The following is a 23,274-nucleotide window of genomic DNA, read 5'->3' as shown; positions in this document are numbered from 1 at the left end:
GTGCGCCGTCAGCGCGAAGAGACCGCGCTAGCTCCGGTGGTGCTATTTGTGCCGCCAGACCTTGTAGGCTGAGATCACCAGAATTGCCGCCAGCAGCGGGAGCAAGATTTGCTCGGCGACCACTCCAAGCAACTGCCCACCGATAAATGTCCCGACAATCGAACCGGCAGCCATGGCCAGCAAGAACGCCTTGTTCCTGCCGATGACCGAAAAGCTTTGGTCGCGGCTGTAGCGCGTGAAGCCGACCAGCATCGTCGGCAGGCTTACCGCCAGCGACAGAGAGCCCGCCAGCTTGATGTCGACACCGAACAGAAGGACAAGTGTCGGGATGAGCAGTTCACCGCCTGCCACGCCCAGCAGGGATGCCACGACGCCGATGGCAAACCCTGCAATGATCCCGGCAACGATCAATGCGGCTCCGGTAACCAATTGCGATCCTGCAGCATCAGGCTCATGGCCGAAAACCAGGACAATCGCGATAAGGATCAGCAGCGCGGCTATCACCTTGTAAAGCGTTGCGGACTCAAGGCGCGTTGCCCATCCTGCCCCAAACCAAGCGCCTAGAAGGCTACCCGCTAAGAGATTGAGTATGATCGGCCAGTGTGCGGCTACCGACGCCAGCGGCACCGTGCTGGCCCGGAATGGCAGCGCCGTAGCGACGACGACCAAGCTGGCGGCTTTGTTCAAGATCACGGCTTCAAGGGCGGCAAATCGAAACAGACCGATCAGGAACGGCAGACGAAACTCTGCACCGCCAAGGCCGATCAAGCCGCCAAGCGAGCCAACTCCAGTTCCAACTGCAAATGCACCAAGGCCACGACGCTCAATCATGGGACCGATATGCCGTGGCGAGACTGGGAATGCCAGCCGTTTTCCAGGTTGGTTCGTCTATGCAAATCGCTATTGGCGGCAGGGTCAATGGTTGATGAAGCTACAGTGCCGATCAAGAGGTGCCGTCGACACGCTCGGCTATTGCGAATGCCTGTAGGTTCCTTGCCTTGCCGTGGTCTTGTTCGGCGTTGGCGATAATCGAGAAGAACGCCGCACGGGCGATGTCCTTCTTTGACGCGTTCGGGTGTTCCTTCCTGGCCGCTTTGATCAGTTGCTTGGGTGCCGGTCAGGCGTCACGACCCGCATTGGGTGTCGGCTATCGCCTGCATCTCGTCCGCGTTCGTCATCCAAACTCCTTAGAGCCCACCCGCACTCGCACAATATCTCATATTCCTAATGTATGAAAATGTGCAGCGTCCGTTTGGGAACCGACCGAGATTTCACGTAAATCCACACCCATGCGCACCTTGGGCGCTTCAAAAAAGGCTATTATCCGGTTGACAAACCCAAACCAATGGGCGATAACGATTCCAAGGAGTTATCGCCATGTCCGTTCTGTCCCGTCCCGAATTCCACGACGAAGCCAAGGCTTTCGAGCATGTCGAGGCGATCTTGTGGCCGAATGGTCCGGTCTGCCCAAAGTGCGGTTCCGTCGATAAGCACTACAAGCTGAAGGGCGTCCGCACCAAGCCTTCCAAAAAGAACCCCAACGGTGTCGAGCGCCACGGCCTTTACAAGTGCGGCGCTTGCCGTTCGCAGTTCACCGTCCGCATGGGTTCGATCTTCGAGGAAAGCCATTTGCCGCTCACCAAGTGGCTACAGGCTATCCACCTCATGTGCGCCTCTAAGAAGGGCGTCAGCGCTCACCAGATGCACCGCATACTCGAATGCACTTATGAAGCCGCTTGGTTCTTGTGCCATCGCATTCGCCTTGCAATGGCGTCTGGCGATCTCTCCCCGCTTGGTGGCAATGGCCAGACCGTGGAGGTTGACGAAACGTACACTGGACGCCTCAAGGGCACCCCGGTCAAGCGTGGCGGCGGCGCTCACAAGAACACCGTGGTTACGTTGGTCGAACGTGGCGGTCGCGCTCGTTCCTTCCACGTCGATACTGCCCGTATTGGAACGATCATGCCCATCGTGCGCGCCAATATCGCCAAGGAAAGCGCGTTGATGACGGACGAGTCCGGCATCTATCGCCGCGTCGGCCAGGAATTCGCCTCTCACGATTTCGTCACGCATTCCAAGGACGAATACGTTCGCGGCGCCGTCCATACCAACACGGTGGAAGGCTTCTATTCGATTTTCAAGCGCGGCATGAAGGGCGTCTATCAGCATTGCGCCGAACACCATCTGCACCGCTATCTGGCCGAATTCGATTTCAGGTATTCGAACCGCATTGCCATGGGCGTCGATGACGGCACCCGCGCTTTCATCGCCTTGAAGGGCGCTGCCGGTAAGCGCCTCACCTATCATAGACCTGCTTGACGAGAAGCGGACGCACTTTCGAAAGCCGGTGCAGCTAGATCTGCCTCTCTGGCGATATGCTAGGCAAAGGAAAAAGCCGGGGCGATGACGCCGGCTGTGTCACGACATCAAGTCCAAAAAGATGTCGGCTTCACTCTTCGGCATCGCCCGAAGTTCTTCTTCGGTCATGCCTGCGGCCTTTAGCTTCGCAATCTGGTCTACAGAAAGCATGCGTGTGTCCCCGATCGGTTCCTCGTCGGATGCGAGCGGAGACGCTACCTCGCCCTTCTCGGCCGGAGCGCCCTTCTTAAAGCTTCGGTTGGGGTACCATTCCTTTAGACCCCACGTGCCGCGATCAACCTTAACCAGATCGCCAACATCGTTTGCACGGCGCGTTAGCACCGAACCAATGGTATTCACAGCATCCTTCGAATTCATTGCAAGCCCACCACGCTTGAACGCAATGGCAATGTCGGGATTGCGCAACGGTTGGCGCTTGGCTGCCAGCAACTTTTTGGCTGCATCAACAATAGACATTCCGAGGAACGCGCCAGGCGAATCAATATCCGAATTTTGCCCCGCTGGCGCGGCCGCAGCCGCCGTCGAATAAGAGCCATTTGGCGTTCCGCCGCGAATTGCTTCGATGGCGCTAATGGCTTGTTCTATTTGAGCCTTCTTGGCCCGGAGGTCATTAAGCACAACCTCGTACGGGTCGGTGGCCATTGATTCCACAGACATTTTTGTTGCTCCCGGAGCTTAGTGGTGCTATAAGGGAAGCCGTCGATACTGACTGCGAAGCAGCCGACTGGCGGCTTTCAGTGGGACATCAGGGGTCGTGGACCCCCTCCTGCTATTCTGACCGTCATCTTCTTTGCAACCTCCTCGTCTCTTGGCCTACCGGGCTGGGTTGAGGTTAAAGGGCTGTGTGGGGCCACGAACCCCACACAGCCCTTATCGCATGAGTCGCCGGAACAAACAAGCAGGCGAGAGTGGATTGCTACGAAACCCACTCAGAACTCAAGCATGGACATGGCGTGATGGAATCCAAACAGCCGAAGCCGCAGATTGAGAAGTTTCGCGAGGCAGCGCGCGAACTGAAAACCGACCAGTCCGACGAGGCCTTTGGGGCTGTCGTCAACAAGATAGCCCACGCGCCGAAGCTGACCAACGAACAGATAAAGGAACTGGTGCGCCGGAAGCGCGAAGGGGTGAAGCGCTGACTTGCTTCTCTCGTCTGGTGCAGTGCAACATTGGCGGGCCTTTTACCGTGACTCCAAGAAAGTTGGTAAATTTTAACCTGCCCCCTATGCGGGCCCGTACCGAGTCTGTTAATGTCACGTTAATCGCCAGCAGCTATTGACTGTTGGCACGACTCATGCTTGGGCATTTCGCGACTCGAATCTTGATTTTGCTGCATTGCAGCATATCTATCTGTCGCAACGTTTGCCTTTGATATGCGTTGACACGCGGCGACCCTTGGGAGAGTGACATGACTAGAACCGACAATCAGACCCCCGCGACAAGCTCGGGCGATAAAGTCGTCCGCGCGTGCCCGAATAATGGCCTCAAGCAGCCGGTGCTTCGCTTCGAAGAGACCTTCAGCGCGGAAACCGTTGTGTTGAAAGCCTTTTTCTCGGAAAAATAAACTTTCCGAGCTAATAAAAGCCGTATAGAAGCCCCTGTTCACGCGGGGGCTTTTTTGTGCCCTGATTCTGTAGGGCGCTTACCGATGGTTGAGTTTACCAAATTCGAAGAACTTGACGACCGCGATTTCTTTGTGGCGTTCGTCGAGGAATATTACAAGTCCGGTTGGCCAGCGGCAAACAAGGCTGGCGGCGCTGCGGTGGCGCTGGAAGGAGATTTGATCAATCTCGCTTACGACACGTATCAGCTCAGCCTTCAATCCTACAAGGTAGCGCTGCACTCCAAGAACCCGGACCATTACAAGCGAGCCGGGGCATTATTGCACGCCCTTTACAAGACGCAGCCTATCGTTTCGATCTCGTGGGGCGCGGATGTCGAACGGCTCCTCAATGCCGAGAACGTCGGCGTGAGTTACGATGATGCCCAGCACTGGGATGACTTTGTTTCTTGGTGGGACCAGTATTCTAATTATGTGATGGCCTTCGATTTGGCGTTTCGCTGCTGTCAGGTCTACGAGGATGCCGCCCGGCCGTATGACAAGGATGTACTCGACAACATGGCTTACTACATGGCCGAGAACACCAACATTAATGTCGGCTCTTTCGTGACGATTTTGAAAGCGTTCATGGCACCATAGGCGCAAGCGACCCGCCTTGTGGAGGGCGGGTCTCCTACAAGTCCTGTAGCCATTCCCCTACGGCTTGGGTTAGCAACGATCAGATGCGCGATTAGTTACCTTCAAAGGTACCGGCCTGTCGGGTATATATTCCTAACTCTGTTTGGGTTTGTCAACCAGATAATCCCCTCAAAAAAGCGGGTTCAAACCGTGAACAAAATCTGGCATGGTGCCGCCATGCCAATCATCTCGCCTGTACCCCTCAATCCTCTGATCGACGGCCGCCAGTCGGAACGCGCGATGCTGGTTCGGCGTGGCGTGCAGCGACTGCTCAGGGAAATGGGGGCGCATGTGCTTCCAGAGCTGTCGCTGGCGACCGGACGCCGTGCCGACCTCGTCGCGCTGACCCGCCAGGGCGACATCTGGATCATCGAGATCAAATCCTCGATCGAGGATTTCAGGGTCGACCGCAAATGGCCGGACTACCGGCTGCATTCCGACCGATTCTTCTTCGCCACGCATCCCGGCGTGCCCTCGGAGATCTTTCCGCAAGAATGCGGTTTTATCCTTTCCGACGGCTACGGCGCCGAAATCCTCCGCGATGCGCCCGAGCACCGCATGGCGGCGGCGACGCGCAAGGCGCTGATGCTGAGGATCGCGCGGGCCGGTGCCTCGCGGCTGCTGGCGGCGGAATTCGCCGGCGTGGCGGTGCCGGCGCTGGAGGGCGAGAGCGAATAGGAATGCGCACGGGTCGGCGACCTCGCACGTCGCCACCTAGCGTTGGCATCGGACCATGCCCTTCTGCGGGCCTGCCGATCCCCTCGAGACGATTTTTGATCTTGCACCGATGATTCCCGCCTGCCTGCGCTGTCCTGATCAGTAGGCGCTGGAATGGTCCGGTGGCGGAAAGAGAGGTGATCCATGGGATCGTTACAAGGTCAGAATGTCGTCGTCATCGGAGGCAGCCGGGGTGTCGGCCGCTCGATCGTGGAAGCCGCGCTTGGCGAAGGGGCAACAGTGCTTGCAGTTGCTCGTGGCACAGCCGCCCTGAAAGAGCTCTCCTGGGAGACATCAGGCGTGAAGACGCTTGCGGTCGACGCCACCAATGAGACCGCACCCGATGCGGTTTTCGCCGCGCTTGAACCAGACGTCCTGGTGATCTGCGCCGGCGCCCTCGCTCCGTCCGCGCCCGTCCAGGAACAGAGCTGGGAGGACTTCTCGGCAAACTGGGAAATGGACGTCAAGGCATCGTTCCTGTTCTGCAAGGCGGCACTCCAGGGTCGGCTCAAGCCGGGGAGCCGGGTGGTTCTGATCTCCAGCGGCGCGGCATTCAGCGGCGGGCCGCCGAACTCTGGCGGCTATGCCGGCGCAAAACGCATGCAACTGTTCCTCGCCGGTCATAGCCAGAAGGAATCGGACCGACTTGGTTTCGGCCTGCGTTTCATGGCGCTTTCGCCGGCGCGCATCATGCCGGGCACCGGCGTCGGCGATCGCGGCATCGACGGCATTTCGGCCTATATGGGCATAAGCCCGAAGGACTTCCTGGCGAGCATGACCGACATGCAGACGCCGGCCGATGTCGCACGGGCTGTAGTCGCGCTCGCTACCGGCCAGGCGCAGGGCTGCTCCTTCGTGGTGAGCGGCAGCGGACTTGCGGCGGCGGCGTGAGGCGCGCAGGATACCAGCCGACTTCAGCACCGCGGGCTTCCTATGACAGACGCTCCTGGCCCTGTTGAGCCATTGGGCCGGCCGGTCCTCGATCGGCTGGCCTTCGAGCGCTTGACAGTGGCTCATCGCCGCGAGCTTAAGCTCCACTGCTACCGGATGATGGGCTCGTCGCACGAGGCGGACGACCTCGTGCAGGACACTTTCCTGCGGGCGTGGCGCGCACGGTCGCAGTTCGACGGACGAGGCTCGGTTCGCGGCTGGCTCTACACGATCGCCACCAATAGCTGCCTCAACGCCATCAAGGCGAGGTCGACGGCGCATCGCATTCTCCAGCAACCCGAACGGCCGCCCTCCAACGGGCGGGCCGTCGGCGGCCCTGCCGAGCTCACTTGGCTGGAGCCCTATCCGGACGCCGAGCTTCCGGACCTCGTCGACGGCGAGCCGGGCCCGGAAGCGCGCTACGAGACCCGTGAAGCGGTGCAACTTGCCTTCGTCGCGGCGATCCAGCTTCTGCCGCCCAGGCAGCGGGCCGCCCTGTTGCTTTGCGACGTGCTGGGGTGGTCTGCGGTCGAGACGGCGCAATTGCTGGGTGGATCGGCCGCTTCGATCAACAGCAACTTGCAGCGGGCCCGCGCGACGCTTGGCGAGCGATACCCTCAGGGACGCCCGATGCAGCGGTCACGGTCCAGTCCGGAGGAAGGCCTGCTGCTCGAACGCTACATGCGTGCCTGGCAGACCGCCAACCTCGACGGCTTCATCGAACTCTTGAGGGAGGACGCCACCTACCACATGCCGCCATGGCGGGAATGGTACCAAGGGCGCAAGGCGATCCGTGATTTCATCGAGACCGTGTGGGGCAATTTTGCCGGCTATCGCACTGTGGCCACCCGAGCCAACGGCCAGCCCGCTGTCGGGGTCTATGCACTGGACCATCGTGACCGTGTATGGCAACCCCACTCGCTGCATGTCATTGAGCCCGCCGACGGCAAAATCGCTTCCCTGACGATCTATGTGCCGCCGCTCGGGCCCGAACTGTTTGCAACCTTCAGCCTGCCGCCGGTCTAGTCCGCTTCCGCCTCGCCCGGCGCCGGCGCGATCAGCAGCACGGCGGCGCCAAGCAGTGCCGCGATGAGCGATCCGGCGAGGATGCCGACCTTGACCGCGTCCTGCAGCTCGACATTGCTGGCGAAGGCGAGCAGGCCGATGAACAGGCTCATGGTGAAGCCGATGCCGCAGAGCAGCGAAATACCGACCATGTGCAGCCAGCCGGCATTGACCGGCAGATCGGCGACGCCGAACCGGATGGCAAGCGCGGAAGAGCCGAACACGCCGACCAGCTTGCCGGCGACGAGGCCGGCGGCGACGCCCAGTGTCAGCGGCTCGACCAGGGTGGCTGCGCTCAGGCCGGCGAGCGAGACGCCGGCATTGGCAAAGCCGAAGATCGGGATGACGACGAGCGGCACTATTTTGTGCAGGCCGTGCTCGAGCCGGTGCAGCGGCGAATGGTCGAGATCATGCCTGATGCCCGGGGAGACTTTCAAAGGTATGGTCAGGGCCAGCGCCACGCCGGCGAGCGTGGCGTGGACGCCCGATTTCAGCACCAGCACCCACAGGACGACACCGAGCAGGATGTAGGGCACCAGCGTCAGCACCTTCATGCGGTTGAGCACGATCAGCAGAGCGATGACCGCAAAGGCGGCGCCGAGATAGGCGAGCGACAGGCCGCTCGTGTAGAACACCGCGATGATGACGACAGCGCCGAGGTCGTCGATAATGGCGAGCGCGGTGAGGAATACCTTCAGCGACCCCGGCACGCGGCTGCCGAGCAGCGACAGCACGCCGAGTGCAAACGCGATGTCGGTGGCGGTCGGGATCGCCCAGCCGGACAGAGCGGCTGGATTGTCGCGGTTGATGGCGACATAGACAAGTGCCGGCACCAGCATGCCGCCGGCAGCGGCGATGCCGGGCAGGGCGCGGCGTGGCCAGGTCGAGAGCTGGCCGTCCAGCATCTCGCGCTTGATCTCCAGGCCGACCAGCAGGAAGAACACGGCCATCAGGCCATCATTGATCCAGTGGGATACGCTGAGTGGTCCCAGATAGGCGTGAAGGGCATCGAAATAGGCCTGGGACAGCGGCGAATTGGCGACGATCAGAGCCAGTGCCGCGGCTCCCATCAGGATGATGCCGCCTGCCGCCTCGCTGTCGAGGAATTCGCGAAAAATGGAGATCGGCCGCTCTTCGCGCATGTGTCCTCCGTTGCCGAGATTCCGGTCGGCATTGTTGGCGATGATGCGCAAGCGTGGCAGACGACGCAAGGCGCCTGTTCACCTTGGCAGATCGCGCCTCGGAGATTGGTCGAAACACCCATCACTTCGTCATCCTATGGCGGAGCAAGGAGCGAAGCGACGCAGCCCAGACCATAAGATCCTTCAGAGCGCTGCTACGGTACAGAATTCTGCTCGGTTGCGCTCCGCGGCTGACATCACGGCATGGATCCTTGGGTCTTCGCTCCGCTTCGCGTCGCTGCGCCCAAGGTCGACGAAGCCGGGCTTAGCGCGGCGCGCGCTTGGCCAGAATCCGCTGCAGCGTGCGGCGATGCATGTTGAGCCGGCGCGCGGTCTCGGAGACGTTGCGGTCGCACATTTCGTAGACGCGCTGGATGTGCTCCCAGCGCACGCGGTCGGCCGACATCGGGTTTTCGGGCGGTGCGGCGCGTTCGCCCGCCGTGCGGGTAAGTGCGGCGAAAATGTCGTCGGCATCGGCCGGCTTCGACAGATAGTCGATGGCTCCCAGCTTCACCGCCGTCACTGCGGTGGCGATGTTGCCATAGCCGGTGAGGATGATCGCGCGGGCGTCGTCGCGCTTCTCGCGGATAGCGGCGACGACGTCGAGGCCGTTGCCGTCGGCGAGCCGCATGTCGACCACGGCATAGGCGGGTGGATTGGCGCGGGCCTTGGCCACCGCCTCCTCGACGCTCTCGGCCGTCTCGACCACGAAACCCCTGGCTTCCATGGCGCGGGCAAGGCGCGTGAGGAACGGCTTGTCGTCGTCGACGATCAACAGCGAGGTGTCCTCGCCTTCAACCATTGCGCCAATCGTTTCGTCGCCATTCATCGTCTTCTAAATTCCTGCTGCCCGATTTTTACGCAAATATAGTTTTGGAGCGCTATTGTCCAATTCAAGCCGTGTCAAACATGGTGGCCGAAGCCGATTCAGGATTGAGGAAGACGCTGCGCGGCCACGATATCTGCACGACGGCGCCCTCGCCCGGCTCGTTTGAATTGCGGAAATCGAGCGTGGCCCCCGAGCGCTCAAGCAAGGTCTTGGCGATGAACAGACCCAGGCCCAGGCCGCCGCCGGCCTCGGTGCCCTGGCGCGTCGACATATAGGGCTCGCCAATGCGGTCGATGATTTCGGGAGGGAAACCCGGCCCGTCGTCGGTGATCGAGAAGGTAACGGCGGCCTCGTTCCAGCTCCAGCGCACGGTGACGTTCTTGCGGGCAAAATCGACGGCGTTTTCGACCAGATTGCCGAGGCCGTAGATGACGCCGGGATTGCGCCGCCCGACCGGTTCGGGGCCAATGCGCTCGCCGGGGCGAAGCTTGATCGAGATGCCGAAATCGCGGTGCGGGGCCGTCATCTCCTCGACCAGCGAAGTTAGCGGCATGCGGGAGAGATGCGCCTCGCCCTCGGAAGACAGGCTGGTCAGGCGCTTGAGGATTTCGCGGCAACGCTCACTCTGCGAGCGCAGCAGCGTCACGTCCTCGCCGTATTTCGGATCGTTGCGGAGCGCCTTCTCCATCTCCTTGGCGACAAGCGTGATGGTGGCAAGCGGCGTGCCGAGCTCATGCGCGGCGGCGGCGGCAAGGCCGTCCAGCGCCGACAAATGCTGCTCGCGCTGCAGCACCAGTTCGGTGGCGGCAAGCGCGTTGGCGAGCAGCCGGGCTTCCTCGGCCACGCGGAAGGCATAGATCGCGGTGAAGGCGATCGAGGAAAACACCGCCATCCAGATGCCGGCGACATAAATGAACGGCATCTCCAGCGGCGCGCCCTCGTACCAGGGCAGCGGCAGATGGAAGAACACCAGCAGGCTCGCCGCCACCATCACCAGCGCGCCGAGGATAGCGGTCAGGCGCAGCGGCAGCGACGTCGCCGAGATGACCACGGGCACGGTCACCAGCACCGAAAACGGATTGGTAAGGCCGCCGGTCAGGTAGAGCAGGCCGGCAAGCTGCAGGCTGTCGATGGTCAGGATGGCGAAAGCCGGCAGCGGGGTCAGCCGATGCGCCGCCGGATAACGGAAGGTCAGCAACAGGTTCATCCAGGCAGAACAGGCGATCAGCGCGAAACAGGGGCTGACGGGCAGCGGGAACTTCAGCCCATAGGCAACGACGATAACCGCCAGGCTCTGGCCGACGATGGCAAGCCAGCGCAGCCTGATCAGCGTGTTTAGGCGCAGCCGCTGGCTTTGCTGGAAGTCGGGCGCCCGCAGGATGTTTATCATGGCCAAGGATTTATAGCCGGAAAAGGATAAAGGCTAGGTCCCCCGCGGTTTGGCGCGGCTAGTGGCGGTGGCGAGAAGCGGGTTCTCCGGCCAGACGTGCCGGGGGTAGCGGCCACGCATGTCGGCCCGCACATCGGCCCAGGAGCCGCGCCAGAAACCGGGCAGGTCGCGGGTCGTCTGGATCGGCCGGTGCGCCGGCGACAAAAGCTCGAGTGTCAGCGGCACGGTGCCGTTGGCAATCGCCGGGTGCCGGTCGAGACCGAAAAGCTCCTGGACGCGGATCGCCAGCACCGGCCATTCGCCGTCATAGCGGATCGGCACGCGGCTGCCCGACGGAGCGTCGAAATGGGTCGGTGCCAGTGCCTCGATCCTGCGCTGGAGATCGTGCGGCACCAATGCCATAAGGCCGGCCGAAAGCACGCCCGGATCGATCGCCGCAAAGGACGCCGCACCGGAAAGGAACGGCAGCAGCCAATCGTCGAGGCGGTCGATGAGCGCGGCGTCTGAAACGTCGGGCCAGGGCGCGCCGAGGCCGCGATGCAGCCAGCCGATCCGTTGGCGCAGCGTTTCAGCCTCCTTGCCCCACGGCAAAAGCGACAACCCGTGTTCGCGCAAGGCGTCAAGGATGGCGCGATCCGCCTCAGTGCCGGCCGGCGCCGGCAGCATGCGTTCTGACAGGATGATGGCGCCGAGGCGAACGGTTTCGCGCACGCGCACCGCGCGCCTGTCGCGGTCGAAGCTGGTTTCGCGACTTGTCTCGATTTTTTGCGCAAGCGCAGCTCGGATGTCCGTCTCATCTATCGCCGCTGCTGCCGTGATGCGGGCGTTCTGCGCCTTGCCCTGCAGATCGGCGACGACGAGCCAGGCCGCGCCCGCCAGCGGATCGGCGGCGTCGAGCATGGCGCCCGAACCGTTGGCCAGCACGAAACGGCCGCGCTCGCCGCGCGCCTTGGCGACGCGGTCCGGCCAGGCGTGGATGAGGAGCGCGCCGGCCTCCCCCTCGAGGAGAGGGTCGATCCGCGAAGCGGAGCGGGGTGGGGTCGGATCGGGCACGCCGTCGGCGACTCCACTCCGTCTCCCTCGCTTCGCTGCGCTCGGCTCGCTCGCCGACCCTCTCGAGGGGGAGGGTGAGGCCTGTTTTGCCAGCCGCTCGGCGAGCTGCCGCGCGGCGGTAGCGCGCGGCGACCTTTCGGATCGGAACCGCATTAGCCGCCGCTCGAGGTCGGCGCCGTCGCCGCCAAGGCCACGCTCGGTGAGCAGCACGGCGAGCATGGCCGCTTCGAACGCCTGGCCGGTCTTTGCCGCCTCGGCGACCATGTGAGCGAGCCGCACCGGCAGTGCCAGCCTGCGCATCGAAGCACCCGATTCCGTCAGGCGCCCTGCTGCATCGACGGCGTCGAGCGCACGAAGCAGCGCCCTTGCCTCGTTGAGCGCCGGGGCCGGCGGCGGATCGAGGAACGAGAGGCTCACCGGGTCGGCGACACCGAAGGCGGCGCAGTCGAGCAGAAGTCCGGAAAGGTCCGCATCGAGGATTTCCGGCGGGGTGAAGGCGGGAAGTGCCGCCGTCTGCTCGGCCCGCCATAGCCGGATGGCGACGCCCGGCTGCGTGCGACCGGCACGGCCGGCGCGCTGGTCGGCCGAGGCTTTGCTGACCCGCACCGTCTCCAGCCGCGTCAGGCCGCTGGCCGGCTCGTAGCGCGGCAGGCGCGACAGGCCGGAATCGATGACGACGCGCACGCCGTCGATGGTGATCGAGGTCTCGGCGATCGAGGTCGCCAGCACCACCTTGCGGCGGCCGGATGGCGCCGGCTTGATCGCGGCGTCCTGCGCCTTGCCGTCGAGCATGCCGTAGAGCGGCACGATGTCGGTGTCGGCGCTGACGCGGCCTTGCAGCCTCTCGGCCGTGCGCTCGATCTCGCGCTGGCCGGGCAGGAAGGCGAGCACGCTGCCGCGCTCATCGGCAAGCGCCGCGCGGATCGCCTTGGCCATGGCGTCCTCGATGGCGATGCCGGCCGGCCGCTCGTCATAGCGGATGTCGACGGGAAAGGCCCGGCCCTCGCTCTCGATCACCGGGGCGCCGGAAAGCAGCCGCGCGACGCGCGCGCCGTCGAGCGTCGCCGACATGACCAGCAATCGCAGATCGGGCCTCAGTGCACCTTGCACGTCGAGTGCCAGCGCCAGACCAAAATCGCCATCGAGCGAGCGCTCGTGGAACTCGTCGAAGAATACCGCCGAGACACCGGGCAGCTCCGGATCGTCGAGGATCATACGCGACAAAACGCCTTCGGTGACGACAAGGATCCTAGTCCTCGCAGAAGTGCGGTTTTCCATGCGCATGGCATAGCCGACCGTCTCGCCGGGCTCCTCGCCGAGCAGTTCGGCCATGCGGCGGGCAGCAGCGCGGGCAGCGAGCCGGCGCGGCTCGAGCAGGATGATCTTCCCCGTGCCGAGCCATGGCGCGTCAAGCAGCGCCAACGGTACCAGCGTCGTCTTGCCAGCGCCGGGCGGCGCCACCAGCACGGCGCTGTTGCCATGGCCGAGCGCTTCACTGAGCGCCGGCAGCACGGCGGAGACCGGAAGCTCCGGCAAGGGTTTTCTGGTCATTGTTCCGGGGATGCTTCCATCCAATTGCGGCTGATCCGCAGCGCCCGCATATCAGCGGTGGCGGTCGCCGTGCAACCGGCAACGGGCCAACTCAAAGCCGGGTTCGCGAGAACGGGTTCCCGCGCACCGTGCCGAGCCTCACCTCCTCGCACACCATCGTCAAAGGCCGGAGCCGCCGACGACGGCGAGACCGACGAGCGACAGAAGATCTGGCGACAGAATATCTGGATATTCCTGGCGAACGCGTCCAGGATCGCCGCCCCGAGGATCTGCAAATAATGCGTTTGCGCGATCCGCTCAGGCTTTTGACAACAGCATCGTTGCATAAACGGCTTGCATAGGCGAGCAGAGCGAGCAGAATTCCGTTCGTCCCGTTATTGCAGTCCAGGGAGAGAGCAGAGTGAAGATACTGGCACTCGGTGCGCATCCGGATGATATCGAGATCTTCATGTTCGGTACGATGGCGGCCTATGCCGCACAAGGCGCAGAATTGGCTTTTGCGATAGCCACGGATGGCGCCAAGGGCGGAAAGGGCGATCCGGGATCACTCGCCCGCGCCCGCCGCGAGGAAGCGGCTGTGGCGGCGGACCTGCTTGGCGCAACACCGCACTTCCTCGACTTTCCGGACGGCGCGCTGATTGCCGATGCCGCGCTGATCGCGGCGCTGAAGAGGCTGATCGGTGATATCAGGCCGGATCTGGCGATCACCCATGCGCCGAACGACTATCATGGCGACCACCGTGCGCTGTCGGACGGCGTGCGCATCGCGGCGTCCTTCGCTGTCCCGGTGCTGCATGCCGATACGCTCGGCGGCACCAGTTTTTCGCCGACGCACTATGTCGATATCTCCGGGCATTTCGAGCTCAAGGCGATGGCGATCCGGGCGCACCAGTCGCAGGATCCCGAACGTTTCGTCGATGCGGCGCGCACGCAGAACGCGTTTCGCGCCGGCCAGTGCAATGGCGCGGCCGGTTCCTTCGCTGAGGCCTTCCGCTTCGAACCGATCTTCCCCTTCGCCGATATCCGCGCCCTGCTGCCGCCGGCCCCAGTGATCCTGCCGGTGACGGTGAGCACCAAAACGGTCAAATGAGCCGGCGACCGCGCGCCGGACGATCTGACGCGCGCCTTTCCTGAACCAAGCGACCGATGCGCCATGCTGCAGCGCAGCGACGAATTCGCTTGCCTTGTTTAGTAAAAATTGCATCACTAAACAAATTACTAAACATCCGCCGCTCAACCGCGTCGTCATGTTTGGACCCTGAGGAGGGGGTTGAGGTTTTTGAAACCGTCATCCAGGCGCGTTTCGCAAATGGGAGGAAGGCATGAAATCGACCTTGAAACTGACGTTGGGACTGACCTCGGCGATGTTTGCGTCGACCGCCATTTCGAACGTCGCGCAGGCTGAAGATCTGACGCTTTGCTGGGCAGCCTGGGACCCGGCCAACGCGCTTGTCGAATTGTCCAAGGATTTTACCAAGGAAACCGGCATCGGCATGAAATTCGAATTCGTGCCATGGACCAATTATGCCGATCGCTTCCTCAACGAGTTGAATTCCAAGGGCAAGCTGTGCGACCTTATCATCGGCGACAGCCAGTGGATCGGCGGCTCGGCCGAGAACGGCCACTACGTCAAGCTGAACGACTTCTTCGACAAGGAGAAGATCAGCATGGACGACTTCGTGCCGGCGACCGTCGTCGGCTACTCCGAATGGCCGAAGAACTCGCCGAATTACTGGGCGCTGCCGGCCATGGGCGATGTCGTCGGCTGGACCTATCGCAAGGACTGGTTCTCCAAGCCGGAACTGCAGAAGGAATTCAAGGAGAAGTACGGCTGGGATCTCGCCGCGCCGACGACCTTCGACCAGTTGAAGCAGATCGCCGAGTTCTTCCAGAAGCGCGAGATCGACGGCAAGACGGTCTATGGCGCGTCGATCTATACCGAGCGCGGCTCCGAAGGCATTACCATGGGCGCCATGGACGTGCTCTACAGCTTCGGCTTCAACTATGAGAATCCTGACAAGCCCTACGAGATGGACGGCTTCGTCAATTCCGAGAAATCGGTGAAGGGGCTGGAACTCTACAAGGCGCTCTATGACTGCTGCACGCCTCCCGGGGCCTCGAACAGCTACATGGGCGAAGGCGTCGATGCCTTCAAATCCGGCCAGGTGGCGATGCACATGAACTTCGCCTTTACCTGGCCAGGCCTGCAGAAGGACGAGAATGTCGGCGGCGACAAGATCGGCTATTTCGCCAATCCCAAGGGTCCCGACGGCAATCAATTCGCCCAGCTTGGCGGCCAGGGCATCTCAGTGGTCTCCTATTCGGATAAGCAGGAGGCCGCGCTCAAATACATAAAATGGTTCGCCAACAAGGACGTGCAGGCCAAATGGTGGTCGCTCGGCGGCTTTTCCTGCCTCAACGCAGTCGTGAAAGATCCAGGCTTCCCGGCCAGCCAGCCTTACGCGCAGACCTTCCTTGACTCCATGGCCATCGTGAAGGATTTTTGGGCAGAGCCCAGCTATGCGCCGCTGCTGCAGGCGTCGCAGAAGCGCTTCCATGACTATGTCGTCGCCGGCCAGGGTTCGGCCAAGGATGCGCTCGATGGCCTGGTCAAGGACTGGACCGAGGTCTTCCAGGACGACGGCAAGATGTAGTTGGGGCAGATGTAATAGGCTCCTCCCGAGCCATGCCGCGTGTCCCGTGCCGCCCTTGGCACGGGACACAGTTCAGACAAATTCCATTGTGTCGAGACGACCAAGTGACCGAAGCGGGACTGAGCATGCTCAATCGGACTGCGGACAGCGTTGCCCGGGCTACGCCTGAGCCGTTGGCCCGCAAGGTCCGAGGCATCAGCGACAAGGGCCTCGCCTGGCTGTTCATCTCGCCGACGATCCTGTTGCTTCTCGCAATCAACATCTTCCCGCTGTTCTGGGCGATCTATCTCTCCTTCACCAATTACCGCGCCAATCGCCCCAACGAGGTGGTCAGGAACGTCGGCCTTGCCAATTACAAACGCATCCTCGGTGACCAGGACATCTGGATCGCTATGCAGACGACGGCGCATTTCGTGTTCTGGACCATCCTGCTGCAGACGCTGATCGGCTTCACGCTGGCTTGGCTGATCGACCGGAAGTTTCGTGGCCACGCCTTCTGGACGACCATCATTCTCGTGCCGATGATGCTGTCGCCGGCAGTTGTCGGCAATTTCTGGCGCTTCCTCTACGAGCCGCAGATTGGTCTGTTCGCCTATGCCATCTCGTTCGTCACCGGCATTCCGGCGACGCAGATCGGCATGCTCTCCAACGTGTCGCTGGCGCCGTGGTCGATCGTCATCGTCGACACCTGGATGTGGACGCCTTACGTGATGCTGATCTGTCTCGCCGGGCTGCGCTCGATCCCCGAATACATCTACGAGGCGGCCGAGGTCGACCGTGCCTCCAACTGGCGGCAGTTCTGGTCGATCACGCTGCCGATGGCGCTGCCGTTCATCATGCTGGCGGTGCTGTTCCGCGGCATCGAGAACTTCAAGATGTTCGACATGGTCAACCTGCTCACCGGCGGCGGACCGGGGTCGACCACCGAGGTCGCCTCGATCACGCTGAAGCGGCAGGCCTTCGAAAGCTGGCGGACCGGCTATTCCTCAGCCTTCGCCATCATCCTGTTCGTCGCGGTATTCGGGCTGGCCAACATCTACGTCAAGGCGCTCAACAAGGTGAAGCAGAGATGAGCCTGACGTCAGCCCATTCGGTCGTCGCACCCTCGGCCACGTCGAAGCGCGTCGCCGGCACGATCATCGTGCTTTACGCGCTGATCTCGATCGTGCCGCTGCTGTGGATCTTCGCCACCAGCTTTAAGACACCGCCGGACTCGATCGCCTATCCGCCGAAGATCCTGTTCCAGCCGAGCCTGGAGGGCTACTGCAATCTGTTCTCGACCCGCACCCGGCAGACCCCGGAATACATCAACTCGCTGGGACCGGCGACAGGCGTCTGCGACGAGACCGTGCGCAAGCGCAACATGGTGATCGCCGGCCCGTCCAACTTCATGCCGCGCTTTATCAATTCGCTGATCATCGCCTTCGGCTCGACCTTCTGCGCGGTGTTCCTCGGCACGTTGTCGGCCTATGGCTTCTCGCGCTTCAAGGTGCCGCTGGCCGACGACCTTCTGTTCTTCATCCTGTCGACGCGGATGATGCCGCCAATCGCGGTCGCCATTCCCATATACCTGATGTATCGCGAGCTTGGCCTGTCGGATACCGCACTCGGCATGATCCTGCTCTACACGGCGGTTAACGTGTCGCTGGCCGTGTGGCTGCTGAAAGGCTTCATCGACGAGATCCCGCGCGAGTACGAGGAAGCGGCGATGATTGACGGCTATACACGGCTGCAGGCCTTCTGGCGCACCGTGCTGCCGCAGGCGACGACCGGCATTGCCGCGACCGCCATCTTCTGCCTGATCTTCGCCTGGAACGAGTATGCGTTCGCCGCACTGCTGACTTCGGGCACGGCGCAGACTGCACCGCCCTTCATCCCCACCATCATCGGCGAAGGCGGCCAGGACTGGCCGGCGGTCGCCGCGGGCACTACGATCTTCCTGGTGCCGATCCTGGTGTTCACCATCCTGCTTCGCAAGCAGCTGCTGCGCGGCATCACCTTCGGCGCGGTGCGCAAATGAGCCTGACCCAACCCGCAAAACGCAAGTCGCGCTGGCCGGCATGGGCCAGGCGCGGACTGATGGAGAATATCGCCACAGTAATCATAGCCATTGGCTTCCTGATGCTGTTCCAGCCCTTCGCGCTGCCGCTCTACACCTATTCGTTCATCACCATGCTTGCCGGCACGGCGATGTTCATCATCGTCTCGAAGTTTCCGGAGTAGACGATGGCGGAGATCAGGGTCGAGCATCTGAGAAAGGCATTCGGCGATTTCGTCGCCGTGCAGGATTCCAACTTCGTCGTCGGGGATGGCGAATTCTTCGTCATGCTCGGGCCGTCGGGTTGCGGCAAGACGACGACGTTGCGCATGATTGCCGGGCTGGAACTGCCGACCGGCGGCAAGATCCTGCTCGGCGGCGAGGACGTCACCATGCGACGTGCCCGCGAACGCGACATCGCCTTCGTCTTCCAGCTGTTCGCGCTCTATCCGCATATGAATGTACGTAAGAACATCGGCTTCCCGCTGTTGGCACAAGGCATGCCAGGCATCGAAATCCGCCAGCGCGTCGAAGAGACGGCAAAGCTGTTGCGCATCGACCATCTGCTCAACAAATCGGTCTCCGGCCTTGCCGGCGGTGATCGCCAGCGCGTGGCGCTCGGCCGCGCCATCGTGCGGCGGCCAAAATGCTTCCTGATGGACGAGCCGCTCGGCACGCTCGACACCGAATTCCGCGATCTCATGGTCCATGAGCTGCGCGAATTGCACAACCGCATCCGCGCCACCACGGTCTATGTCACGCATGACCAGATGGAAGCGATGTCGATGGCCGACAAGATTGCGGTGATGAACCACGGCGTCATCGAGCAGTTCGGCACGCCACGCGAAATCTACGACCGGCCGGCGACCATGTTCGTCGCCGATTTCATCGGCTCGCCACCGATGAATTTTCTCGGCTTCGGCGGTGGGCTTTCAAAGGGCGCGAAGGAGATCGTGGTGCAAGGCGCGAAAGTGGCGGTGCCGGAGGTGCTCGAGGACATCGCGCCGGCCGACATGGCGCTCGGCATCCGGCCGGAACACATCCGCTTCGACGACGGCTCGAAGCTGCGCGGCGCCATCTATGGCACCGAATATCTCGGCACCACGCAGATCGTCGCGGTGGAGACATCAGGCGGCATCATCAAGGCGCGGGTGCCGGCCGAAATCCGGCTCAATGCGGGCGACCATGTCGGCCTGGCGCTGACCAGCGCTCGGCTGTCGCTGTTCGAGAAGGGCTCCGGCCGCGCGGTGCGAACCGCAATCCATGACGGGGCTTCCCAGGGACGAGCGCATCGTGACTGACGTGCAGATCAAAGGCGTGACCAAGAACTTCGGCGAACATGTCGCGGTGGACACTCTCGATCTGCACGTCGCCGATGGCGAATTCGTCGTGCTGCTCGGCCCGACCGGCGCCGGTAAGACGACCACGCTGCGGCTGATCGCCGGATTGGAACGGCCGGATATGGGTTCGATCCATATCGGCGGCCGCGATGCGACAATGTTGTCGCCGGCCGAGCGCGACACCGCCTTCGTCTTCCAGCAATATTCGCTCTATCCGCATCTGTCGGTCTACGACAATCTGGCCTTTCCGCTGCGCTCGCCGGCGCGGCGGCTGGGCGAGGACGCGGTGCGCCGCCGCGTCGAGGAGGTGGCCAAAATGGTGCGTATCCACCACAAGCTGAACAACCGCTCCACCAAGCTTTCCGGCGGCGAGATGCAGCGCGTCGCCATCGGCCGCGCCCTGGTGCGCAAGCCCTCGATCTACCTGATGGACGAGCCGCTGTCGTCGCTCGATGCCAAGCTGCGCGCCGACCTCCGGCTCGAGCTCAAGCGCATCCAGGCCGAGCTCGGCGCCACCATGCTTTATGTCACGCACGACCAGATCGAAGCGATGACGATGGCCGATCGCATCGGCATTCTCGCCGACGGCGTGCTGGTGCAGATCGGCACGCCACGCACCATCTACTTGGAGCCGGCAAACCTTCATGTCGCCGCAAGGCTCGGCCAGCCGGCGATCAATCTGTTGCCGACCGGCCTGCTGCCGGATGGCGATATGCCGGCGGGAACCAAAACGATCGGCGCGCGTACAGAACATCTGTCGATCGGCAAGGCATCGAATGGCCCCGCCGACGGCGTTGTCAACTGGGTCGAACATTTAGGCGACCAGAACCACCTGCATGTGACGGTGGGGAGCAGAAAGCTGGTGACGCTGACCGACCCCGACATCCAACTGGAAAAGGGCGACAGGGTGACTATCCGCTACCGGGCGCCGCTGTTCTTCGACCAGGCCGGCAACAGGATTGCAAACCGATGAGCGCTGGGACGCTGGACAAGACTGGGACGATGGACAAGGTTGACCTGAAGACGCTGATATCCGTCACCGCCGACACGATTGCCGCCCACGCGGACGAACTGACCGCGCTCGACCAGGCGATCGGCGACGGCGACCATGGCCTGAACATGAAGCGCGGCTTCGAGGCAGTGCGGGCGGAGGCCGAGGCGTTTGCTGCAAAGCCATTGCCGGAGGCGCTGAAGGCGATCGGCACCAAGCTGGTGATGACGGTCGGCGGGGCATCGGGACCGCTGTTTGGTACGCTGTTCATGGCGCTCGGCAAGGAGATTTCCGCAGAGCCGGATCGCGCCAATCTGGCGGCGGCTTTCGGCAAGGCAATCGAGGCGGTGGCAGCCAGGGGCAAGTCGCAGGTCGGGCAAAAGACCATGCTCGACGTGCTGAAGCCGGTGCATGACGCCCTTCTGCAAGGAAAGACCGGATTGGAAATCGCCGAGGTCGCCCACAACGCAGCCGACGCCACCGTGCCGATGAAGGCCTTACGCGGGCGCGCTTCGTTCCTCGGCGATCGCTCGATCGGCCATATGGATGCCGGCGGGCGCTCGGTCGCGCTTCTGGTGCGGGCTGTCGTCGAAAGCATCGAGGGGCACGCATGAGCAATGTCGGCATCGTCATCGTATCGCATTCACCGCTGGTCGCCGAGGGCACGGCCGACATGGTGCGCCAGATGGTCGGCGACGAAGTGCCGCTTGCATGGTGCGGCGGAAACGGCCATGGCGGGCTGGGAACCAATGTCGAGGCGATCATGGGCGCGATCGACAAGGCCTGGTCGGAGGCGGGTGTCGCCATACTTGTCGATCTTGGCGGCGCCGAGACCAACAGCGAGATGGCGGTCGAGATGATCGGCGAGCCGCGCGCACACAAGATCATCGTCTGCAATGCGCCGATCGTCGAGGGCGCGGTGATGGCGGCGACGGAGGCTTCCGGCGGCGCCTCGCTAAGGGAAGTGGTGGCGACGGCACACGAATTGTCGCCGTCGTGAATGAACAGGAATTTTGACAGCATGTCCGCATCCGCAGAAGCCACCGTCCTGATCACCCATGAGGTCGGCCTGCATGCGCGCCCTTCGGTGAAGTTTACCAAGCTCGCCAAGACATTTTCAGCCGAAGTCGAAGTGGCGCTCGCCGCCAACGGGCCCTGGTTCGACGCCAAGAGCATCGTCAAGGTGATGGCAGCCAAGGCGCCGAAAGGCACGGTCCTGCATATACGAGCCAAGGGTGACGGCGCTGGCGAGGCGGTCGGCGCGCTGGTCGATCTGGTGCGGCGCGACTTCGACGAGGGCGTGGACCATGCCCGAACCGCTTAGGCTGAAGGGGATTCCGGCTTCAGCCGGCTATGCCGAAGGGCCGCTGTTCAACCTCGACCCGGTTGTCTCGCGCTATGGCCGTAAGGCGACCGCCGCTGACGAGAGGATCGCGATCGAAACGGCAATCAAGGCAGCGAAAAGCCGGCTCGCTAGGCTGATCGAAGCGACCAAAGGCGACGCCGCCGACATTCTCGAATTCCAGATCGCCATGCTGGAGGACGATGCGCTGACCGGCCCGGCCTTTGCCGCGATTGCCGCCGGCCAGCCGGCCGATGTGGCATGGCGGCAGGCGCTCGACGCCGAAATTGTGGGCTACGAAACGTCAGATCAGGACTATTTCCGGGCGCGCGCCGCCGACATGCGCGACATACGTGATCAGGTGCTGCGCGCGCTGACCGCGGCCAGCGAGGCTGCCGCGCCGGCAGGAGCCATTTTCTATGGCGAGGACATCGCCCCGACGCGCTTTCTTGAAACCGACTGGAGTTCCGGCGGCGGCATTGCGCTGAAAGCGGGCAGTGCCGCCAGCCACGTCGCCATGCTGGCGCGTTCGCGCGGCGTGCCGATGGTAGTGGGCCTTGGGGCAGTCGGGCTCGGTGCTTCGCCGGCTCACCTTGCCGGCGTCGCCCTGCTTGATGCCGAGCATGGCGGCATCGTATTGGCGCCATCAAGGGCAGAGTTCGAGGCGTTCCGGCAATCGTCGTCCTCTTTCGCGGCGCGTCGCGACAGGGCGGAAACTTTTTTGACCCGGCCGGCGGTGACGAAGGCCGGTACGGCGGTGCGGGTGCAGGTCAACATCGCCGATCCGTCCGATGTCGACAACATCGACGTCTCGACCTGCGACGGCGTCGGGCTGATGCGAACCGAGTTCCTGTTCGGCAAGACGCTGCCGGACGAGGAAACGCAGTATTGCGCCTACCGCAAGGTGCTCGAATGGGCTGAAGACAGACCGGTGACCATCCGCACCGTCGACGCCGGCGGCGACAAGCCGGTGCCGGGCTTCACCGTCGAGGAGGGCAATCCGTTTCTCGGCCTGCGCGGCATCAGGCTATCGCTGGCAATACCCGAGGTTTTTCGGCTGCAGATCAGGGCGCTGCTGCGCGCCGCCGTGCATGGCAATCTGAAGGTGATGTTCCCGATGATCGCCGTCTGGGACGAGTATCAGCGAGCAGCCGCGCTCTTCGCGGAAGAGCAGGCCGCGCTTGCCGCGCGCGGCGTCGCGCAAAAAATGCCGCCGCTCGGTATCATGGTTGAGGTGCCGTCGGTGGCGATCGCTCCTGAGGCTTTTACCGAGGTCGCCTTCTTCTCGATCGGCTCGAACGACCTTACGCAGTATGTGATGGCGGCGGCGCGCGACAACGCGTCGGTTGCGCATCTCAATTCGATCAGGCATCCGGCCGTGCTTCGGCTGATCGCGTCGGTTGCAGCGTTCGGCCGCGCGCAAAAGATTCCGGTCAGCCTGTGCGGCGACGCCGGCGGCGATCCGGCGGCGATCCCGGCGCTGATTGAGGCCGGCCTGCGCGACCTTTCCGTGGTTCCCGCCCAACTCGCAATGGCCAAGGCGGCCATTGCGGACGTTTCGATCTAGGCGCGGGC

At 62.9% G+C, this 23,274-nt stretch carries 24 protein-coding genes; 18 read left to right on the top strand and 6 right to left on the bottom strand.

Annotation, left to right across the window (positions count from 1 at the left end; translation table 11 throughout):
* Positions 1–42 precede the first annotated feature (42 nt).
* Positions 43–831, bottom strand: coding sequence for a TSUP family transporter (locus tag NKH36_RS02035; RefSeq protein ID WP_352958440.1), 789 nt, complete (start codon positions 829–831; stop codon positions 43–45).
* A 546-nt stretch (positions 832–1,377) separates the two neighbouring features.
* Between NKH36_RS02035 and NKH36_RS02030 the strand changes: the two genes are divergently transcribed.
* A complete protein-coding gene (locus tag NKH36_RS02030) occupies positions 1,378–2,319 on the top strand; it encodes an IS1595 family transposase (protein ID WP_352958438.1) in 942 nt (313 codons plus the stop codon).
* A gap of 99 nt (positions 2,320–2,418) precedes the next feature.
* Here the strand turns inward: NKH36_RS02030 and NKH36_RS02025 are convergent, their stop codons facing one another.
* Positions 2,419–3,036 (bottom strand): winged helix-turn-helix domain-containing protein, encoded by a 618-nt coding sequence (locus NKH36_RS02025; RefSeq protein ID WP_352958437.1) that lies wholly within the window; start codon positions 3,034–3,036, stop codon positions 2,419–2,421.
* Positions 3,037–3,287: 251 nt separating this feature from the next.
* Between NKH36_RS02025 and NKH36_RS02020 the strand changes: the two genes are divergently transcribed.
* The 6 genes from NKH36_RS02020 to NKH36_RS01995 all read left to right on the top strand — a co-directional run bounded on the left by NKH36_RS02020 (position 3,288) and on the right by NKH36_RS01995 (position 7,291).
* Complete coding sequence (locus NKH36_RS02020) at positions 3,288–3,518, top strand: hypothetical protein (protein ID WP_352958436.1); 231 nt, start codon at positions 3,288–3,290, stop codon at positions 3,516–3,518.
* Between the two features lie 269 nt (positions 3,519–3,787).
* Positions 3,788–3,943, top strand: coding sequence for a hypothetical protein (locus NKH36_RS02015; protein WP_352958435.1), 156 nt, complete (start codon positions 3,788–3,790; stop codon positions 3,941–3,943).
* 84 nt (positions 3,944–4,027) lie between these two features.
* Positions 4,028–4,579 carry a hypothetical protein gene (locus tag NKH36_RS02010; protein WP_352958434.1) on the top strand — a complete coding sequence of 184 codons (552 nt, stop codon included), beginning with the start codon at positions 4,028–4,030 and terminating at the stop codon, positions 4,577–4,579.
* 216 nt (positions 4,580–4,795) lie between these two features.
* A complete protein-coding gene (locus NKH36_RS02005; RefSeq protein ID WP_352958472.1) occupies positions 4,796–5,296 on the top strand; it encodes an MmcB family DNA repair protein in 501 nt (166 codons plus the stop codon).
* A 183-nt stretch (positions 5,297–5,479) separates the two neighbouring features.
* On the top strand, positions 5,480–6,226 hold the full coding sequence (locus NKH36_RS02000; RefSeq protein ID WP_352958432.1) for an SDR family NAD(P)-dependent oxidoreductase: 747 nt from the start codon (positions 5,480–5,482) through the stop codon (positions 6,224–6,226).
* A 42-nt stretch (positions 6,227–6,268) separates the two neighbouring features.
* The gene (locus NKH36_RS01995; protein WP_352959816.1) at positions 6,269–7,291 is read left to right on the top strand and encodes an RNA polymerase subunit sigma-70; all 1,023 of its coding nucleotides are present in this window, start codon (positions 6,269–6,271) and stop codon (positions 7,289–7,291) included.
* On the opposite strand, the gene nhaA is transcribed toward NKH36_RS01995, so the two are convergent.
* The 4 genes from nhaA to hrpB all read right to left on the bottom strand — a co-directional run bounded on the left by nhaA (position 7,288) and on the right by hrpB (position 13,334).
* Positions 7,288–8,472, bottom strand: a complete 1,185-nt coding sequence (gene nhaA, locus NKH36_RS01990) for a Na+/H+ antiporter NhaA (RefSeq protein ID WP_352958471.1) — start codon at positions 8,470–8,472, stop codon at positions 7,288–7,290. The two genes, NKH36_RS01995 and nhaA, sit on opposite strands and share 4 nt — an antisense overlap.
* A 304-nt stretch (positions 8,473–8,776) precedes the next feature.
* The gene (locus tag NKH36_RS01985) at positions 8,777–9,340 is read right to left on the bottom strand and encodes an ActR/PrrA/RegA family redox response regulator transcription factor (protein WP_352958428.1); all 564 of its coding nucleotides are present in this window, start codon (positions 9,338–9,340) and stop codon (positions 8,777–8,779) included.
* A gap of 64 nt (positions 9,341–9,404) precedes the next feature.
* On the bottom strand, positions 9,405–10,730 hold the full coding sequence (locus NKH36_RS01980; protein WP_352958469.1) for an ActS/PrrB/RegB family redox-sensitive histidine kinase: 1,326 nt from the start codon (positions 10,728–10,730) through the stop codon (positions 9,405–9,407).
* 33 nt (positions 10,731–10,763) lie between these two features.
* The gene (hrpB, locus tag NKH36_RS01975; RefSeq protein ID WP_352959815.1) at positions 10,764–13,334 is read right to left on the bottom strand and encodes an ATP-dependent helicase HrpB; all 2,571 of its coding nucleotides are present in this window, start codon (positions 13,332–13,334) and stop codon (positions 10,764–10,766) included.
* Between the two features lie 400 nt (positions 13,335–13,734).
* On the opposite strand from hrpB, the gene NKH36_RS01970 reads away from it, so the two are divergent.
* The 11 genes from NKH36_RS01970 (at position 13,735) to ptsP (ending at position 23,266) form a co-directional block, all read left to right on the top strand.
* On the top strand, positions 13,735–14,424 hold the full coding sequence (locus NKH36_RS01970; RefSeq protein ID WP_352958425.1) for a PIG-L deacetylase family protein: 690 nt from the start codon (positions 13,735–13,737) through the stop codon (positions 14,422–14,424).
* Positions 14,425–14,656: 232 nt separating this feature from the next.
* Entirely contained in the window at positions 14,657–15,988 is a 1,332-nt protein-coding gene (locus NKH36_RS01965; RefSeq protein ID WP_352958423.1) for an ABC transporter substrate-binding protein, read from the top strand.
* A gap of 125 nt (positions 15,989–16,113) precedes the next feature.
* The gene (locus NKH36_RS01960; RefSeq protein WP_077377482.1) at positions 16,114–17,061 is read left to right on the top strand and encodes a carbohydrate ABC transporter permease; all 948 of its coding nucleotides are present in this window, start codon (positions 16,114–16,116) and stop codon (positions 17,059–17,061) included.
* Positions 17,058–18,008: a carbohydrate ABC transporter permease gene (locus NKH36_RS01955; RefSeq protein WP_095493844.1), complete on the top strand. Its 951-nt coding sequence runs from the start codon at positions 17,058–17,060 to the stop codon at positions 18,006–18,008. The genes NKH36_RS01960 and NKH36_RS01955 overlap by 4 nt, the downstream gene beginning before the upstream one ends.
* Entirely contained in the window at positions 18,005–18,211 is a 207-nt protein-coding gene (locus NKH36_RS01950) for a hypothetical protein (protein ID WP_352958421.1), read from the top strand. Before NKH36_RS01955 ends, NKH36_RS01950 begins: the two co-directional genes overlap by 4 nt.
* 3 nt (positions 18,212–18,214) lie before the next feature.
* Positions 18,215–19,327, top strand: a complete 1,113-nt coding sequence (locus NKH36_RS01945; RefSeq protein ID WP_352958420.1) for an ABC transporter ATP-binding protein — start codon at positions 18,215–18,217, stop codon at positions 19,325–19,327.
* On the top strand, positions 19,320–20,339 hold the full coding sequence (locus tag NKH36_RS01940; RefSeq protein WP_352958468.1) for an ABC transporter ATP-binding protein: 1,020 nt from the start codon (positions 19,320–19,322) through the stop codon (positions 20,337–20,339). The genes NKH36_RS01945 and NKH36_RS01940 overlap by 8 nt, the downstream gene beginning before the upstream one ends.
* Positions 20,340–20,368: 29 nt before the next feature.
* Positions 20,369–20,971: a dihydroxyacetone kinase subunit DhaL gene (gene dhaL, locus NKH36_RS01935; RefSeq protein WP_352958467.1), complete on the top strand. Its 603-nt coding sequence runs from the start codon at positions 20,369–20,371 to the stop codon at positions 20,969–20,971.
* Entirely contained in the window at positions 20,968–21,357 is a 390-nt protein-coding gene (gene dhaM / locus NKH36_RS01930; RefSeq protein WP_027151568.1) for a dihydroxyacetone kinase phosphoryl donor subunit DhaM, read from the top strand. The genes dhaL and dhaM overlap by 4 nt, the downstream gene beginning before the upstream one ends.
* A gap of 21 nt (positions 21,358–21,378) precedes the next feature.
* Positions 21,379–21,681 carry an HPr family phosphocarrier protein gene (locus NKH36_RS01925; RefSeq protein ID WP_352958418.1) on the top strand — a complete coding sequence of 101 codons (303 nt, stop codon included), beginning with the start codon at positions 21,379–21,381 and terminating at the stop codon, positions 21,679–21,681.
* Entirely contained in the window at positions 21,665–23,266 is a 1,602-nt protein-coding gene (gene ptsP, locus NKH36_RS01920; protein ID WP_352958417.1) for a phosphoenolpyruvate--protein phosphotransferase, read from the top strand. Before NKH36_RS01925 ends, ptsP begins: the two co-directional genes overlap by 17 nt.
* Positions 23,267–23,274 lie beyond the last annotated feature (8 nt).

Origin of the sequence: Mesorhizobium sp. M1312 (assembly GCF_040318115.1) — a bacterium.
Classification (GTDB): Bacteria; Pseudomonadota; Alphaproteobacteria; order Rhizobiales; family Rhizobiaceae; genus Mesorhizobium.
This window is presented reverse-complemented; position numbering and strand designations above follow the sequence as displayed.

Coding starts and splice junctions, on each gene's coding strand:
- dhaL (WP_352958467.1), top strand. CDS start 20,369: ATGGACAAGGTTGACCTGAAGACGCTGATATCCGTCACCGCCGACACG.
- NKH36_RS02015 (WP_352958435.1), top strand. CDS start 3,788: ATGACTAGAACCGACAATCAGACCCCCGCGACAAGCTCGGGCGATAAA.
- ptsP (WP_352958417.1), top strand. CDS start 21,665: ATGCCCGAACCGCTTAGGCTGAAGGGGATTCCGGCTTCAGCCGGCTAT.
- NKH36_RS02000 (WP_352958432.1), top strand. CDS start 5,480: ATGGGATCGTTACAAGGTCAGAATGTCGTCGTCATCGGAGGCAGCCGG.
- NKH36_RS01950 (WP_352958421.1), top strand. CDS start 18,005: ATGAGCCTGACCCAACCCGCAAAACGCAAGTCGCGCTGGCCGGCATGG.
- NKH36_RS01995 (WP_352959816.1), top strand. CDS start 6,269: ATGACAGACGCTCCTGGCCCTGTTGAGCCATTGGGCCGGCCGGTCCTC.
- NKH36_RS01985 (WP_352958428.1), bottom strand. CDS start 9,340: ATGAATGGCGACGAAACGATTGGCGCAATGGTTGAAGGCGAGGACACC.
- NKH36_RS02005 (WP_352958472.1), top strand. CDS start 4,796: ATGCCAATCATCTCGCCTGTACCCCTCAATCCTCTGATCGACGGCCGC.
- NKH36_RS01925 (WP_352958418.1), top strand. CDS start 21,379: ATGTCCGCATCCGCAGAAGCCACCGTCCTGATCACCCATGAGGTCGGC.
- NKH36_RS01965 (WP_352958423.1), top strand. CDS start 14,657: ATGAAATCGACCTTGAAACTGACGTTGGGACTGACCTCGGCGATGTTT.
- NKH36_RS01945 (WP_352958420.1), top strand. CDS start 18,215: ATGGCGGAGATCAGGGTCGAGCATCTGAGAAAGGCATTCGGCGATTTC.
- NKH36_RS02010 (WP_352958434.1), top strand. CDS start 4,028: ATGGTTGAGTTTACCAAATTCGAAGAACTTGACGACCGCGATTTCTTT.
- NKH36_RS02025 (WP_352958437.1), bottom strand. CDS start 3,036: ATGTCTGTGGAATCAATGGCCACCGACCCGTACGAGGTTGTGCTTAAT.
- dhaM (WP_027151568.1), top strand. CDS start 20,968: ATGAGCAATGTCGGCATCGTCATCGTATCGCATTCACCGCTGGTCGCC.
- NKH36_RS02030 (WP_352958438.1), top strand. CDS start 1,378: ATGTCCGTTCTGTCCCGTCCCGAATTCCACGACGAAGCCAAGGCTTTC.
- nhaA (WP_352958471.1), bottom strand. CDS start 8,472: ATGCGCGAAGAGCGGCCGATCTCCATTTTTCGCGAATTCCTCGACAGC.
- hrpB (WP_352959815.1), bottom strand. CDS start 13,334: ATGACCAGAAAACCCTTGCCGGAGCTTCCGGTCTCCGCCGTGCTGCCG.
- NKH36_RS01960 (WP_077377482.1), top strand. CDS start 16,114: ATGCTCAATCGGACTGCGGACAGCGTTGCCCGGGCTACGCCTGAGCCG.
- NKH36_RS01980 (WP_352958469.1), bottom strand. CDS start 10,730: ATGATAAACATCCTGCGGGCGCCCGACTTCCAGCAAAGCCAGCGGCTG.
- NKH36_RS01955 (WP_095493844.1), top strand. CDS start 17,058: ATGAGCCTGACGTCAGCCCATTCGGTCGTCGCACCCTCGGCCACGTCG.
- NKH36_RS02035 (WP_352958440.1), bottom strand. CDS start 831: ATGATTGAGCGTCGTGGCCTTGGTGCATTTGCAGTTGGAACTGGAGTT.